14 protein-coding genes are annotated in these 14,121 nt (G+C 72.7%); 8 read left to right on the top strand and 6 right to left on the bottom strand.

The genetic code is table 11. From position 1 onward, the window contains the following. Positions 1–5 precede the first annotated feature (5 nt). The 5 genes from OG295_RS18170 (at position 6) to OG295_RS18150 (ending at position 5,415) form a co-directional block, all read left to right on the top strand. On the top strand, positions 6–1,307 hold the full coding sequence (locus OG295_RS18170; RefSeq protein WP_371677810.1) for a sensor histidine kinase: 1,302 nt from the start codon (positions 6–8) through the stop codon (positions 1,305–1,307). Continuing rightward, entirely contained in the window at positions 1,304–1,975 is a 672-nt protein-coding gene (locus OG295_RS18165; RefSeq protein ID WP_266840035.1) for a response regulator transcription factor, read from the top strand. Before OG295_RS18170 ends, OG295_RS18165 begins: the two co-directional genes overlap by 4 nt. A gap of 88 nt (positions 1,976–2,063) precedes the next feature. After that, positions 2,064–3,392 carry a sensor histidine kinase gene (locus tag OG295_RS18160; RefSeq protein ID WP_371677809.1) on the top strand — a complete coding sequence of 443 codons (1,329 nt, stop codon included), beginning with the start codon at positions 2,064–2,066 and terminating at the stop codon, positions 3,390–3,392. After that, complete coding sequence (locus tag OG295_RS18155; protein ID WP_371677808.1) at positions 3,389–4,048, top strand: response regulator; 660 nt, start codon at positions 3,389–3,391, stop codon at positions 4,046–4,048. The genes OG295_RS18160 and OG295_RS18155 overlap by 4 nt, the downstream gene beginning before the upstream one ends. A 149-nt stretch (positions 4,049–4,197) precedes the next feature. Then, on the top strand, positions 4,198–5,415 hold the full coding sequence (locus OG295_RS18150) for a cytochrome P450 (protein WP_371677807.1): 1,218 nt from the start codon (positions 4,198–4,200) through the stop codon (positions 5,413–5,415). A 114-nt stretch (positions 5,416–5,529) separates the two neighbouring features. Here the strand turns inward: OG295_RS18150 and OG295_RS18145 are convergent, their stop codons facing one another. Together OG295_RS18145 and OG295_RS18140 are read right to left on the bottom strand one after the other, a co-directional pair. Continuing rightward, positions 5,530–7,104 (bottom strand): ABC transporter permease, encoded by a 1,575-nt coding sequence (locus OG295_RS18145; protein ID WP_371677806.1) that lies wholly within the window; start codon positions 7,102–7,104, stop codon positions 5,530–5,532. Beyond that, entirely contained in the window at positions 7,101–8,003 is a 903-nt protein-coding gene (locus OG295_RS18140; protein WP_266840040.1) for an ABC transporter ATP-binding protein, read from the bottom strand. The genes OG295_RS18145 and OG295_RS18140 overlap by 4 nt, the downstream gene beginning before the upstream one ends. Positions 8,004–8,078: 75 nt before the next feature. Between OG295_RS18140 and OG295_RS18135 the strand changes: the two genes are divergently transcribed. Next, a complete protein-coding gene (locus OG295_RS18135; RefSeq protein WP_051840640.1) occupies positions 8,079–8,558 on the top strand; it encodes a GbsR/MarR family transcriptional regulator in 480 nt (159 codons plus the stop codon). 217 nt (positions 8,559–8,775) lie between these two features. Here OG295_RS18135 and OG295_RS18130 read toward each other — a convergent pair whose 3' ends face one another. Beyond that, positions 8,776–9,567 carry a diacylglycerol kinase gene (locus OG295_RS18130; RefSeq protein ID WP_371681224.1) on the bottom strand — a complete coding sequence of 264 codons (792 nt, stop codon included), beginning with the start codon at positions 9,565–9,567 and terminating at the stop codon, positions 8,776–8,778. A 184-nt stretch (positions 9,568–9,751) separates the two neighbouring features. Between OG295_RS18130 and OG295_RS18125 the strand changes: the two genes are divergently transcribed. Further along, a complete protein-coding gene (locus OG295_RS18125; RefSeq protein WP_030228647.1) occupies positions 9,752–11,035 on the top strand; it encodes an adenylosuccinate synthase in 1,284 nt (427 codons plus the stop codon). 87 nt (positions 11,036–11,122) lie between these two features. Here the strand turns inward: OG295_RS18125 and OG295_RS18120 are convergent, their stop codons facing one another. Then, positions 11,123–11,605, bottom strand: coding sequence for a hypothetical protein (locus OG295_RS18120; protein WP_371677805.1), 483 nt, complete (start codon positions 11,603–11,605; stop codon positions 11,123–11,125). A 286-nt stretch (positions 11,606–11,891) separates the two neighbouring features. Here OG295_RS18120 and OG295_RS18115 point away from each other — a divergent pair, with 286 nt between their 5' ends. Then, positions 11,892–12,404, top strand: a complete 513-nt coding sequence (locus OG295_RS18115; protein ID WP_371677804.1) for a carboxymuconolactone decarboxylase family protein — start codon at positions 11,892–11,894, stop codon at positions 12,402–12,404. A gap of 96 nt (positions 12,405–12,500) precedes the next feature. Here OG295_RS18115 and OG295_RS18110 read toward each other — a convergent pair whose 3' ends face one another. Both OG295_RS18110 and OG295_RS18105 read right to left on the bottom strand, forming a co-directional pair. After that, entirely contained in the window at positions 12,501–12,938 is a 438-nt protein-coding gene (locus OG295_RS18110) for a hypothetical protein (protein ID WP_371677803.1), read from the bottom strand. Positions 12,939–13,126: 188 nt separating this feature from the next. Next, on the bottom strand, positions 13,127–14,002 hold the full coding sequence (locus tag OG295_RS18105) for an alpha/beta hydrolase family protein (protein WP_371677802.1): 876 nt from the start codon (positions 14,000–14,002) through the stop codon (positions 13,127–13,129). Between the last annotated feature and the right edge of the window lie 119 nt (positions 14,003–14,121).

Raw genomic sequence — 14,121 nt, 5'->3', positions numbered from 1 at the left:
TCCGCGTGACCGAACAACGCGCATCCGGGGCGGATACCGCCCTCCTCGCCAAGGGCCGTGTGGTCAGCGAGCTGTTGACCCTGCGGCGGGATCCGCTCCCCCGGATGTCCAGGCCCCGGTGGCTGGCCCGGCTGCCGCACGCGGTGGTGCTCTACGCGGCCGTGCTCTTCTGCTTCCTCACCAACGAGCAGCTGTCGCACTACCACGTCACCGGCGGGCCCTCGCTGGTGCTGGCCCTCCTGTCCGGGGTGCCCATCGCGGTGGCGCTGTCGCGCCCGATCGCCGCCTGGTGGCTGGGTCTGCTCGCGGCCGGCCTGATCGCCTGGACGATCCACTCCCACGTGGGGCAGGGCCAGTCCTGGCCGTGGATGCCCGCCGGATTCTTCGCCCTCGCCCCGCTGATCCTGCTGGCCGCCCTGCGCGTGCCGCCGCGGGCCACCGTCGCGGTCGTCACCGTCCCCGTCGGCCTCTCGGCGGTGGCCGAGCTGCTCTTCAAGCCGAATCACAGCACCACCAGTTTCTTCACGTCCAGCCTGGTCTTCGGCATCGTGGGGCTCCTGGGTTACTCCCTGCGCGCGGTGCGGCTCGCCCGGGGACAACTCGTCGTCCAGGAGACCCTGACCGAGGAGGAACGGGCCAGGCGGACCCTGCTGGAGGAGCGCAGCAGGATCGCCCGTGAGCTGCACGACGTGGTGGCCCATCACATGTCGGTGATCTCCATCCAGGCCCAGGTCGCCCCGCACCTGGTGGAGAACCCGTCCGAGGAACTGAAGGAGAACCTCGCCGGAATCCGGGAGAACGCCCTGGAGGCCCTGACGGAGCTGCGCCGGGTCCTGGGGGTGCTGCGGTCCGAGCAGCCCGGTGATCCTGCGGCGCCGCAGCATCCGCAGCCCACCCTCGCGGAGCTGGACGGCCTCGTGGACAACGTGCGGGGGGCCGGGCTGGACGTCATCACCGAGGTGGCGGGGATACGGCGGCCGCTGGCTCCGGGAGTCGAGCTGACCGCGTACCGGATCGTCCAGGAGGCGCTGAGCAACTGTCTGCGGCACGCGCCGGGTTCGCGGGTCGAGGTCGGCATCGCCTACGGGCCGCGCGAACTGCACCTGTGCGTCGCGAACTCGGCGCCCTCCCGGGTCGCCCCGCCGTCCGTCGGCGCCGGGCACGGGCTGCTCGGCATGCGGGAGCGGGCGGGCATGCTGGGGGGCGAGCTGGCCGCCGGGCCGCGTCCCGGTGGCGGGTACGAGGTGAGCGCGGTCCTGCCCATGGACCCGCCGGGCGGCTCCTCCGAGACGAAGAAGGACGCATGAGCACTCCGATCAAGGTGATGATCGCCGACGACCAGATGATGGTCCGGCAGGGCTTCACCGTCCTCCTGAACGCGCAGCCCGACATAGAGGTGGTCGGGCAGGCCGTGGACGGCGCCGACGCGGTGGCGAAGGTCGCCGAACTCGGGCCGGACGTGGTGCTGATGGACATCCGCATGCCCGGCATGGGCGGCATCGAGGCCACCTCGGTCATCACCGGTGTGCCGGAGTCGAGGGTGAAGGTGCTGGTGCTGACCACCTTCGACCTCGACGAGTACGTGTACGAGGCGCTGCGGGCGGGCGCCTCCGGCTTCCTGCTGAAGGACGCCTCGGCGGACCAGCTCGCCGAGGCGGTGCGGGTGGTGGCCGCCGGCGAGGCCCTGCTGTCGCCGAACATCACGAAGCGACTGATCACCGAGTTCTCCCGGCTGGGGGCGCCGCGGGCGCCGTCCCGGGCCCGGATCGACGAGCTGACGGAACGGGAGACGGAGGTGCTGTCGCTGATCGCCCAGGGGCTGTCCAACGCGGAGATCGCCGGACATCTGACCGTGGCCGAGCAGACGGTGAAGACCCACGTGAGCCGGATCCTGGTGAAGCTGGGTCTGCGCGACCGGACGCAGGCCGCGGTGTTCGCGTACGAGACGGGTCTGGTCCGTCCGGCGGGCTACTGAGGGAAGCCGCGTAGTACTTGCGGGGGACCCCCGGAAATCCCCTTCTACGCCGACGCGGGCCAATGGGGAGGCGGCCTACGGTTTGAACATGACCCAGACGACCACCGGGGCCACTCCCCGTCCGCCCGAACTGAGGCTGGCTTCAGGCTTGATGCAGAGCCTGCGTGACGACATGTTCACGGATGCCTTCGCCTATCGGCCGCTCGCCCCGATGCGAACGGACGGACCGATCGTCCGCCGCCTCCCGGCGCGGATACGGACGCGGATGGCCTATCTGCCACACGCGGTGGTGGTGGTGACGGCCTTCTTCGTGGTCATGCTGGCGGGTGCCAGCGGGCCGGGCGGTATGTCGCCGGTCTCGCTCACCGTGGCGGGGCTGGTGGCCGCGGCGCCGGTGCTGATGACCCTGGTGCGGCCCCTGGGGGCCTTCTGGGCGGCGCTGGCGGCCACGGTCGTGCTCTCGGTACTGCAGGACCGGATCTTCACCTGGCCCTGGTCTCCGGGCACCTTCGTCTCCTACCTCGCCGTGATGGTCTTCGTCGCGCTGCGGACCAGGCCCCGGGTGGCCGGCTGGATGTGGGTCGTCACCGTGGCGTTCGGGACTGCCGTGCAGATCCTGTTCGGTGCGGAGCGTGCGGGCAGCATCGGGCCGATGGCCTCCGCCTCGGCGGTGGCGCTGCTGCTGGTGACGGTGCGCAACACCCGCCGGGAGGCCCGGCAGGAGGTCACGGCGGTGCTGGAGGTGACGGCCTTCGAGCGGGACCGGCGGACGTTGCTGGAGGAGCGGACGACCATCGCGCGGGAGCTGCACGACGTGGTCGCGCACCACATGTCGGTGGTGGCGATCCAGGCGGAGGCGGCTCCGTACCGGGTGAAGAATCCGCCGCCGGAGCTGGAGGCCGCGTTCGTCACCATCCGGGAGAACGCGGTGGCGGCCCTCACGGAGCTGCGCCGGGTGCTGGGGGTGGTGCGGTCCGCGGACTACGAGGCCCCCGACGCCCCGCAGCCGACGCTGGCCGCGCTGGACGGGCTGCTCGCCAATGTGCGGGAGGCCGGGCTGAGCGTGGAGAAGACCGTCACGGGTGCGGTGCGCGAGCTGCCGCAGGGAGTGGAGCTGTCGGCGTACCGGATCATCCAGGAGGCCCTGAGCAACAGCCTGCGGCACGCGCCGGGATCGTTGGCGGAGGTCGAGGTGTCGTACGTGCTGGGTGGTCTGGGGATACGGGTCGTCAACGGCCCGGCCGTCGGGGACGTGCCGCCTTCGCCGGGGGCCGGGCACGGGATCACCGGAATGCGGGAGCGGGTGGCCATGCTGGAAGGGGAGATGACGGCCGGGGAGAGCCCTTCGGGCGGGTACGAGGTGGCGGTGTTCATACCGGTACGCAGCCGACCGCAGTCGGAGGAGGACCCGGTATGACGATCAGGGTGCTGATCGTCGACGACCAGATGATGGTCCGCGAGGGCTTCTCCGTCCTGCTGAACGCGATGGAGGGCATCGAGGTCGTCGGCGAGGCCGTCGACGGCCGGCAGGCCATCGCGCAGGTGGCGGCCTTGCGGCCTGACGTGGTGTTGATGGACATCCGGATGCCGGAGATGAACGGCCTGGAGGCGACACGGAAGATCGTGGCGGCCGACGCGGACGCGAAGGTGCTGGTCCTGACGACCTTCGACCTCGACGAGTACGTGTACCAGGCGCTGCGGGCGGGGGCTTCGGGGTTCCTGTTGAAGGACGCGTCGGCCCGTCAGCTGGCGGACGGAGTACGGGTGGTGGCGGCCGGGGAGGCACTGTTGGCCCCTTCGGTGACGAAGCGGCTGATCGTGGAGTTCTCGAAGCTGGCGCAGGCTCCTCGGGCCGCCGATCCGGCGGGGGTGCCAGAGCTGACGGAGCGGGAGACGGAGGTGCTGGTGCTGATCGCGCAGGGCCTGTCCAACGGGGAGATAGCGGACCGGCTGCTGGTCGCGGAGTCCACGATCAAGACGCACGTGAGCCGGATCCTGGTGAAACTGGGCCTGCGGGACCGGACGCAGGCGGCGGTGTTCGCCTACGAGACCCGGCTGGTGACGCCGACTTAGGCCCCGTCCGGGCCGGGTGCGGGCCGCCATCCGGGCCGGGGCCGTCGTCCGGGCCGGGTACGGGCCGGGGCCCTTGGGGCCCGCCGGGAGGGGCCGGGTTGCGGGGCGGGTCCAGGGGGTTCCCGGCGGGGCGGGGCTAGTCTGCGGGGATGGGCTTTGATCCGTGGGATGCCGAGTTCGTCGCCGATCCTTACCCCGCCTACCGGGAACTGCGGGCGCAGGGGCGGGCCGTGTGGTCGCAGGCGACCGGGCAGTGGCTGGTGCCGCACTACGCCGATGTGAGCGCCCTGTTGCGGGACCGACGGCTGGGGCGGACCTACCTGCACCGCTTCAGCCACGAGGAGTTCGGCCGACAGGCGCCGCCGCCGGAGCACGAGCCCTTCCACGTGCTCAACGGGAACGGCCTGTTGGACCTGGAGGATCCCGCGCACGCGCGCGTGCGACGGCTGGTGGCGAAGGCTTTCACCCCGCGCACCGTGGAGCGGCTCGCGCCCGCGGTGGAGCGGCTGGCCCGGGAGTTGGCGGACGGGCTGCGCCGGGCGGGGGGCGGGGACCTGCTGACCGCCGTCGCCGAGCCGCTGCCGGTGGCGGTGATCGCGGAGCTGCTGGGTGTCCCGGAGGCGGACCGGGGGCTGTTGCGGCCCTGGTCGGCGGACATCTGCGGGATGTTCGAGCTCCGGCCGGACCCGGAGACGGCCCGGCGTGCGGTGACCGCGAGCGTGGAGTTCAGCGCGTACCTGCGGGAGTTGATCGGCGAGCGGCGCAGGCGGCCCGGCGCGGATTTGATCTCCGGCCTGATCGCCGCCCACGATGAGGAGGGCCGGCTCAGCGAGCAGGAGATGATCTCCACCTGTGTCCTCCTGCTGAACGCCGGACACGAGGCGACCGTCAACACGACGGTCAACGGCTGGTGGGCCCTGTTCCGCAATCCCGAGCAGCTCGCGCGGCTGCGCGCGGACCCGGGAGCGGTGGATCCAGAAAAGTTGTCCACAGCTGTGGATGAACTCATGCGCTTCGACACGCCTCTCCAGATGTTCGAGCGCTGGGTGCTCGACGACATCCTGATCGGGGACACCCCGATCCCCCGGGGCTCCGAAGTCGCACTGTTGTTCGGTTCTGCGAACCGGGATCCGGCACGCTTCGAGAACCCGGACGTGCTGGACCTCTCACGCGGCGACAACCCGCACCTGACCTTCGGCGCCGGGATCCACTACTGCCTGGGGGCGCCCCTGGCCCGGCTGGAGCTCGCGGCTTCCTTCGGCGCCCTGCTCGACCCGGCGCTCCCACCGCTGCGCCTGGTCAGGGAACCGCAGTGGGGGGACGGCTACGTCATCCGGGGCCTGCGCGAACTGATCGTGGAGTTCTAGCCGACGGGCCGGAAGGCCGGAGGCCCGAAGGCCGGAGGCCCGAAGGCGAAAGCGCCGGGCGCGGGCCCGGCCGTCCGGCCGGGGCCCGGGCCCCCTCGTGGTCTCCGCCCGCGGCTACGCCGTCAGGTCCCGGCGCCGCAGCGCGCCCAGTCCTGCCGCGACCAGCGCCCCCGCGAGGACGGTCAGGGTCAGCAGCGGAGCCCAGTCGAGGGACTCCGGCCCGGGGAGCTTGGGCAGGTGGGTGAAGGGCGAGACGTTCATGACCGACTGGGGGAGGTCGAGCGCCGGGCCGATCCAGCCGAGGGCCAGCGCGACTCCGGCGACGGCCCAGCCCGCGACCGCGTACTTCGGGAGCGCGCCGTGCAGCAGGGCGGCCAGGGCGCCGAGCAGCCACACCGCCGGGAGCTGCGCGAGGCAGGCACCCACGGCCGTACCGATGTCCCGGCCGTGCCCGAGGCCCAGTCCGAGCCCGGCCAGCAGCAGGATCACGGCCGAGCCGCCGAACGCGACGGCGAGGTGACCGCCGGCCCAGCGCAGTCGCCCGACGGCGTTCGAGAGCAGCGGTTCGGCGCGCTGCGCGCTCTCCTCGCCGTTCAGGCGCAGCACGGAGGAGACCACGTAGAGCGCGGCGATCATGCCGAGCAGTCCGGCCATCGCGGCGAGGAAGGCGTCGGTGAGCCCGCTCTGCCCGCCCATGCGCTCGATGATCTGACGGGTCTTCTCGTTGCCGCCGACCACATCGGCGGCGCCGTCCGCCATCCCGCCGAAGACGAGCCCGGCGACGAGGAAGGCGGCGCCCCAGCCGATGAGGCTGCCGCGCTGGAGCCGCCAGGCCAGGGCCCCGGCCGTGCCGAGCCGGCCCTCGGCCGGTCCGGGACGGGCGGGCAGGAAGCTCATGCCCAGGTCGCGGTGGCCCGAGAGCAGGTAGGCGGCCCCCGTCGTGAGCGCCACCCCGGCGACGAGCAGGAGGAGCACCCACCAGCGTTCGGCGGCGAAGGCGCGGGCGTTCTCCACCCAGCCGAGCGGGGAGATCCAGGTCAGGGCGGACGCGCCGTCCGGCGTACCGGCGTCGCCGGCGGCCTTCAGCACGAAGGCGGCGCCCAGGACGGCGGAGGTGAGTCCCTTGGCGGCGCGGGCGCTCTCGGTGAGCTGGGCGGCGATGGCCGCGATCCCCGCGAACAGCAGACCGGCGCCGCCGATGGCCAGGCCCAGCGCGAGGGCGCCGGGCCCGCCCTGCCCGGCGAGTCCGCCCGCGACGAGCAGGACGACACACGCGTTGGCGACGAGGGCGGCGAGCAGCGCCGCGGTCAGCGGGGCCCGGCGGCCCACCATGGCGGCGGACAGCATTTCCTGGCGGCCCGTCTCCTCCTCCTCGCGGGTGTGCCGGATGACGACGATCAGGCTCATCACGGCGGCGAGGACGGCGCCGTAGACCCCCATGCGCCAGGAGGTCAGCGCGCCGAGGGAGTCGCCGAAGACCGGCCCGTACAGGGCGCGCATGGAGCCGTTGGCGTTCATCGAGGAAGCGAGCTCGGCGCGTTCGGCGGCGGTGCCGTACACCTTTTCGAGTGAACCGGGCATGCTCACCACCAGCAGGCCGGTGACGAGGACCCACACCGGCATCATCACGCGGTCGCGGCGCAGGGCCAGCCGGAGCAGCGCGCCGGTGCCCGCCAGTTGTCGGTTCATCGTGCGTTCGCCTCGTCAGCGGTCGTGTAGTGGCGGAGGAAGAGCTCTTCGAGGGTGGGCGGGGTCGAGGTCAGCGACCGCACGCCCGAGGCGGTGAGCGAGCGCAGCACGGCGTCCAGCTTGTCGGTGTCGGCCTGGAGGCTGACCTTCAGGCCGCGCACGTCGACGTCGTACACGCCGGGCAGGTGCGCGATGCCGTTCGGCGGTCCGGCGAGTTCGGCCGTGATCGACGTACGGGTGAGGTGGCGCAGTTCGGCGAGGGTGCCGGTCTCCACGGTGCGGCCGGCGCGGATGATGCTGACGCGGTCGCAGAGGGTCTCGACCTCGCTGAGGATGTGGCTGCTGAGGAGGATGGTGCGGCCGGCGGCACGGGCCTCGGCGACGCAGCTCTGGAAGACCTCCTCCATCAGCGGGTCGAGGCCGGAGGTGGGTTCGTCGAGGATCAGCAGCTCGACGTCCGACGCGAAGGCGGCGACCAGGGCGACCTTCTGACGGTTGCCCTTGGAGTACGTACGGCCCTTCTTGGTCGGGTCGAGTTCGAACCGCTCCAGCAGCTCGGTGCGGCGCGCCCGGTCGAGGCCGCCGCGGAGCCGCCCGTAGAGGTCGATGACCTCGCCTCCGGAGAGGTTGCGCCACAGGGTGACGTCACCGGGGACGTAGGCGATGCGCCGGTGGAGCGCCACCGCGTCGGCCCACGGGTCGCCGCCGAGGAGGCTGACGGTCCCGGCATCGGCGCGCAGCAGGCCGAGCAGGACCCGGATGGTGGTGGACTTCCCGGCGCCGTTGGGGCCGAGGAACCCGTGGACCTCGCCCGCGGTGACGTCGAGGTCGAGTCCGTCCAGTGCGTGGGTGCGGCCGAACGCCTTGTGGAGCCCGGCGACGCTGATTGCCTTCGTCATGTTTCTGAACGTACGCTACTTTCACAAAATTGTGAAGCTAGGGAATCACGTAAAGTCTGAGGGGTGGCGGATGCGATGGATGTACGGGACGAGGAAGCGGTATCCCGCTTCGTGGAGCGGTTCGCGGCGCAGCTGACGGAGGCGGGCATGCAACGCATGGCCTCCCGGGTCTTCGCGCGGCTGCTCGCGAGCGACGGGGGATCGATGACCTCCGCGGAACTGGGCGAGGCGCTCCAGATCAGTCCGGCGGCGGTATCGGGCGCCGTCGCCTACCTGACGCAGGTCAACATGGTCAGCCGGGAGCGCGAACCGGGCTCCCGCCGCGACCGGTACGTCCTGCACAACGAGCTCTGGTACGAGACCTTCACCCGCCGGGACCAGGTCCTGACCCTGTGGGAGAAGACCCTGCGCGAGGGCGCGGCCGGCCTCGGAGAGGGCTCCCCGGCGGGCGCGCGGATCGCGGAGACGGCGGCGTTCTTCGAGTTCCTGCAGGGCGAGATGCTCGGAATGATGGACCGCTGGCGCGCCCACCGCGCGACGCTCGACCTGCCGTAGCCGCGGTGGCGGGGCCCCGGGGGGGGGCTGCCCGGCCCCCGCCGGGCTGCCCGGGGGCTGCCCGGGGGCTGCCCGGGGGCTGCCCGGGGGCTGCCCGGCGGGGCCCCGGGCGACGGACCCCGGCGGCGTTCCGGAACATCGCCCCTGCCAACATCGCCCCCGGCTCCGACGGGGAGCTGCGGGTACGCCTCCCCGCCCCCACCCGCCGGGGGCCGGCTCAGCGCGGCAGGGTGAGGGCCCAGGCCGCCGGATGGCGGGTCCAGGTGCGGCGGCGGACCGGGCCGGTCAGGACGTGGTCGGCGCGGTAACGGAAGTCCGCCCCGGACACCGTCACCGCCTCGGCCCGTCCCGTGAGCGGCGCGGCCCCCGCGAGCCGGACGACGACCTCGGCCGGCCCGCCCCGCTCCCCCGTGCGCACCGCCACGTCCTCCACGGGCTGGTCCACGTCCGCGAGCACCACCCCGTCCACCCGCACCTCCACCCGCAGCCGGTGCGGCGCGGCCGGCGGGCCGGTCAGCAGGGTCCGCAGCAGCGAGCGGTACGCGCCGCCGCGCCGCGCCGCCGGAGGACCCGCGATCCGCAGCCCGCCCAGCACCACCCCGTCGCTGTCGTCGACCAGCAGGTCCCGCGGCCGCGGCACCCCGTCCAGCGCCGCCCGCGCCCCGAGCACCGCCGACAGCGGCACGCCGAGCGAGCGGGCCAGCCCCAGCGACCCCGCGGGCCCCACCGGAACCAGCGAGAGCGCCCGGTCCACCGGCCCCCGCTCCCGGTGCAGCAGCGCCACGGCCCGTACCAGCGCCCGGTCGTCACCCACGATCACCGGCCGCCGATGACCCCGGCGGGCGAGGGCCCGCGCAAATTCCTCCTGCGAATCGGGGAGGCAGATTTTCGCCGCGGCCCCCGCTGACAACACATCCTTCGCGATTCGCACGGACTCGCCGTCAAGACGGCGGGCGACCGGGTCGACGAGCACGAGCAGGCCGCCGACCGGCGCGCCCGCATGGCTCATGGTGGGCTCTGGAGCCGACACCTCGGTCCTTCCTCGGGTAGCATCTTTGTGCAAGAGGCCCTTGCGCTATTGCGCCAGGGCCTTCGTCTATTCCGGGGTACCGGTCCGACGGCTCAGCCTGCGGTGTACATCGTCGTACGCCCCCTGACCTTGGACATGCCCCATCCGGAAGAGGTGTACGCCTGTGCCCGCTCTTGTGCTGCTCGGAGCTCAGTGGGGTGACGAGGGCAAGGGAAAGGCCACCGACCTGCTCGGTGGATCCGTTGACTATGTAGTGCGCTACCAGGGTGGCAACAACGCCGGCCACACGGTCGTCGTGGGTGACCAGAAGTACGCGCTGCACCTTCTCCCTTCCGGCATCCTCTCCCCCGGATGCACCCCGGTCATCGGCAACGGTGTCGTCGTCGACCCGGCCGTCCTGCTCTCCGAGCTGCGCGGCCTGAACGAGCGCGGCATCGACACCTCGAAGCTGCTGATCAGCGGTAACGCGCACCTGATCACGCCGTACAACGTCACCCTCGACAAGGTCGGCGAGCGCTTCCTCGGCAAGCGCAAGATCGGTACGACCGGCCGCGGCATCGGCCCGACCTACGCGGACAAGATCAACCGCGTCGGCATCCGCGTCCAGGACCTCTACGACGAGTCGATCCTCACGCAGAAGGTCGAAGCGGCGCTGGAGGGCAAGAACCAGCTCCTCGCGAAGCTCTACAACCGCCGTGCCATCGAGGCCGGCGCGATCGTGGAGGAGATGCTCCAGTACGCGGACCAGATCAAGGGCTACGTCGCCGACACCACCCTGATCCTCAACAACGCGCTGGACGAGGACAAGGTCGTGCTCTTCGAGGGCGGCCAGGGGACCCTGCTCGACGTCGACCACGGCACGTACCCCTTCGTCACCTCCTCGAACCCGACCGCCGGCGGCGCCTGCACCGGCACCGGCGTGGGCCCGACGAAGATCAGCCGCGTCATCGGCATCCTCAAGGCCTACACGACCCGCGTCGGCGCCGGCCCGTTCCCGACGGAGCTGTTCGACGAGGACGGCGAGGCCCTGCGCCGCATCGGTGGCGAGCGCGGTGTGACCACCGGCCGTGACCGCCGCTGCGGCTGGTTCGACGCCCCGATCGCCCGCTACGCGACCCGCGTCAACGGCCTGACGGACTTCTTCCTCACCAAGCTCGACGTACTGACCGGCTGGGAGGAGATCCCGGTCTGCGTCGCGTACGAGATCGACGGCAAGCGCGTCGAGGAGCTCCCGTACTCGCAGACCGACTTCCACCACGCGAAGCCGATCTACGAAACCCTCCCGGGCTGGTCCGAGGACATCACCAAGGCCAAGACCTTCTCCGACCTCCCGAAGAACGCCCAGGCGTACGTGAAGGCCCTGGAGGAGATGTCGGGCGCCCCGATCTCCGCGATCGGCGTCGGCCCCGGCCGCACCGAGACGATCGAGATCAACTCGTTCCTCTAGGAACCCGCAGCACCCGCAGCACCCGCACCACCCCCGAGCGGGGCGGCCGGCACGTCCGCCGGCCGCCCCGCTCGGGCGTGTGCGGCTTCAGCAGAAGGCCTCCTTCGCCACGGCGGCGCCCTTGTTCCAGCCCTGGCTGAACTGCTGGTTGGCCGAGGCCGGGGCCGTCGCCTTGCAGTCGGCCTTGACGGCGTCCCAGCCGGCGACGATGCCGGCCTTGAGGGTGGTACCGGTGGCAGTGGTTGCCGCGCTGCCTCCGCTGCACTTGGTGACCGTCGAGCCCTGCCGGACCGAGTACTGGCCGTCCTTCGCCTTGGCGATGTTGAACGTGCCGTCCTGGTTCATGCTGAAGCCGGCGCCGACGCCCGTGGACGACTCCAGGAAGGCGGGCCCCGGCTGGAACCCGCCCCCGGAGATGCTCACCGTGCCGTCCGGCAGGACGCCCGACAGGGAACACGTGGCGGCGGGAACGGCCCCGGGGGCCGATGCCATGGCGAGGGCGGTGGGACCGAGGGCGAGGGAGCCCGCCATCACGGGGGTGAGCAGGATCAGGCGCGTACGTCGGTTCATGGTGCTGCCTCCCACGGGGGAGAAGGGGAAGGGCGGAGGTCGCCGGGGACCGGGACGACGGCGCGGAGCGCCGACGGCGCACCGGGCCGTAGGGCCCGTCCGGCACCGGTCCGGCGCCCGCGCGGCCGGACGGGTCGGCCGTATCCGTTCCTTCATGGTCCCCCGCACGGCCGCACGTGTCGCCCCGAAAAGTTTTCTCCCGGAGCTGTCACACTCGCGCCGTCCCATCCGTCAGTGCGGTGAAGCCGACGCAGCGGGCGCCGGCCCCAGCCACCGGAGAGACGCCATGACGAGCACCGACACCCCCCGCGCCGCCACCGCCTCCATCTCCCGCATGCCCGACCCGGGCGCGTTCGTCCCCGAGATGAGCGACATCAGCGCCGCCCTCTTCCGGGCCACCGGCAACCGCTCGGTGCCGCGCACCACGATCAGCCTGGTCCACCTGCGGGCCGGCCAGATCGTCCACAACACCTACCTGACCATCCTGAACACCGGGTTCCTGCGCAAGGCGGGCGAGACCGAGGAGCGGATCACGGCCGTCTCCTCCTGGCAGGACGCCCACTGCTTCACCCCGGCCGAGCGGGCCGCCCTCGCCCTGGTGGAGGCGGTCCTCCAGCCCGCCCCGCAGGGCAAGGAGCGCGTCGGCGACGAGCTGTACGCGGAGGCGGCGAAGCACTTCGACGAGAAGGCCCTGGCCACCCTCACCATCGCGATCGGCCAGATCAACTTCTTCATCGCCCTGGCGCTCATCGGCAAGCCGGCCCCGGTCGCCTCCCTCGCCGACCGGCAGTGGGACTGAGGTCCACGTGCGGCCGGGCGATCCGGCGCACGGCCGACGGGGGCGGGCAGGTAAGGCCAGGTAAGGCCAGGCCAGGTCAGATCAGGCCAGGTCAGATCAGGTCAGGTCGTCCCTGCCGAGCCAGGCGGGACGGTCGGGTACGTCGGCGTCCCAGTCCTTCGGTGGTGGTGGCGGCTGCGGAGCCGGAGCCGGACGCCTGCGGGACGGTACCGGCACCGGTTCGGGCGGTGACGGGGGCTCGGGATCCGGCGGGGGCGGGGCGCTGTCGGAGACGACCTCGACCGCCCTGAACCGGTAGTGGCGGTGCCATCCGAAGCGGACCTCCACGATGACGAGGAACCCGTCCCCCTCGCGGTAGACGACCCTGCGCCGCACGGCCTGGAACAGTCCGGGATCGAAACCGTCGACCCGCTCCCGGAGCAGGGCGAGGGCCTCTTCCCGGGTCCCCTCGACGTGCTCCATCACCCCGACGGACCAGGTCAGCCCCTGGCGCTCGCCGATGTTCCGCTCCAGGAGCAGACCCCAGGTCGCCACTACGCCCGCTCCGCGGCCCGGTCCGCGCCGCTCGGGTCGCCGGAGCCGGACGCGGCCCGTCGCAGGGTGCTGGTCATCGGTACCGTCCCGCCCACCTCTCGATGAGGCCCGCGACGCGTCGGGGCCGGGGCCTGTGCGCGGATCTTCGCACACCGCCGCGTGTCCGTGCCCGCCTTTGCCGCGGGGCCTTACCAGGCCAGTTGCGCGAGCTCCTCGCAGACCACCGCGCAGGCGTCGGCCGCCGGGTCGATCAGGGGGAAGTGGCCGACGCCGTCCAGCAGGGTCAGGCCGACCAGCTCGCCCGCCTCTCCCGCGGCGGCGACGTACGACTCCGCCACCGCGTGCGGGACCACGATGTCCTCCCTCCCGTGCACCACCGCGGTGGCGATGCCGGTCGGGAGCAGGGACGCGGGGTCGGCGGACGGGAGGCGGGCGTCCCAGTGCTCCGGGCCGCCCAGCAGCTGCGCGGACGCGCCCCCGCACACCCCCAGTTCCTCCGCCACCGCGAAGTCCGCGATGGGGGCCAGCGCCACCACGCCGCGCAGCGGCGGCGGGGAGGGCAGCCGCCACGGGGACCCGGCCGGCAGGACGTGGCGGGCCGCGGCCCACAGCGCGAGGTGGCCGCCCGCCGAGTGGCCCGTCACCACCACCCGGTGCAGGTCCGCGACGGGCAGCGCCCGCGCCGCCAGCCCCGGCAGCGCGTCCATGGCGGCGGCGACGTCGTCGAAGGTCTCCGGCCAGCGCCCCGCCACCGGCCCGTCGGAGCCCTGGTGCGGCAGGGAACTCCCGCGCCGGTACTCGACGTTGGCGACGGCGAAACCCCGGCGGGCGAGGAACTCCGCGAAGGGGGTGATGTGTTGCCGGTCATACGGGGCCCGCCAGGCCCCGCCGTGCAGGACCACGACCAGCGGGGCGGGACCCCCGGCGCCCCTGCGGGGAGCGTAGAAGTCGACGACCTGGTCGGGGTGTTCCCCGTACGCGGCGCTCGCGTCGGGCTCGACCGGCGGATGGGAGAAGGCCGAGGCGGCCTCGGCGGCGTCCCGTTCGGCTGCGGGGTCCGTCATCGGCTCAACCTCTCGGTAAACGCGTGGGACAGCGGGGACTGATGTTCCGGTGTTTCGCCAGAGCGGGACCGTATCAGGCTGGAACGGGCCGTCCTGTGGCCGCACCGGGCACAAGCGGA

Origin of the sequence: Streptomyces sp. NBC_01276 (assembly GCF_041435355.1) — a bacterium.
In the GTDB taxonomy this organism is placed as follows: domain Bacteria; phylum Actinomycetota; class Actinomycetes; order Streptomycetales; family Streptomycetaceae; genus Streptomyces.
This window is presented reverse-complemented; position numbering and strand designations above follow the sequence as displayed.

Bases quoted from the DNA above. Each gene is read 5' to 3' on its own strand.
- OG295_RS18135 (WP_051840640.1), top strand. From the start codon at position 8,079: ATGGATGTACGGGACGAGGAAGCGGTATCCCGCTTCGTGGAGCGGTTC.
- OG295_RS18115 (WP_371677804.1), top strand. From the start codon at position 11,892: ATGACGAGCACCGACACCCCCCGCGCCGCCACCGCCTCCATCTCCCGC.
- OG295_RS18155 (WP_371677808.1), top strand. From the start codon at position 3,389: ATGACGATCAGGGTGCTGATCGTCGACGACCAGATGATGGTCCGCGAG.
- OG295_RS18140 (WP_266840040.1), bottom strand. From the start codon at position 8,003: ATGACGAAGGCAATCAGCGTCGCCGGGCTCCACAAGGCGTTCGGCCGC.
- OG295_RS18105 (WP_371677802.1), bottom strand. From the start codon at position 14,002: ATGACGGACCCCGCAGCCGAACGGGACGCCGCCGAGGCCGCCTCGGCC.
- OG295_RS18165 (WP_266840035.1), top strand. From the start codon at position 1,304: ATGAGCACTCCGATCAAGGTGATGATCGCCGACGACCAGATGATGGTC.
- OG295_RS18160 (WP_371677809.1), top strand. From the start codon at position 2,064: ATGACCCAGACGACCACCGGGGCCACTCCCCGTCCGCCCGAACTGAGG.
- OG295_RS18150 (WP_371677807.1), top strand. From the start codon at position 4,198: ATGGGCTTTGATCCGTGGGATGCCGAGTTCGTCGCCGATCCTTACCCC.
- OG295_RS18145 (WP_371677806.1), bottom strand. From the start codon at position 7,104: ATGAACCGACAACTGGCGGGCACCGGCGCGCTGCTCCGGCTGGCCCTG.
- OG295_RS18130 (WP_371681224.1), bottom strand. From the start codon at position 9,567: ATGAGCCATGCGGGCGCGCCGGTCGGCGGCCTGCTCGTGCTCGTCGAC.
- OG295_RS18120 (WP_371677805.1), bottom strand. From the start codon at position 11,605: ATGAACCGACGTACGCGCCTGATCCTGCTCACCCCCGTGATGGCGGGC.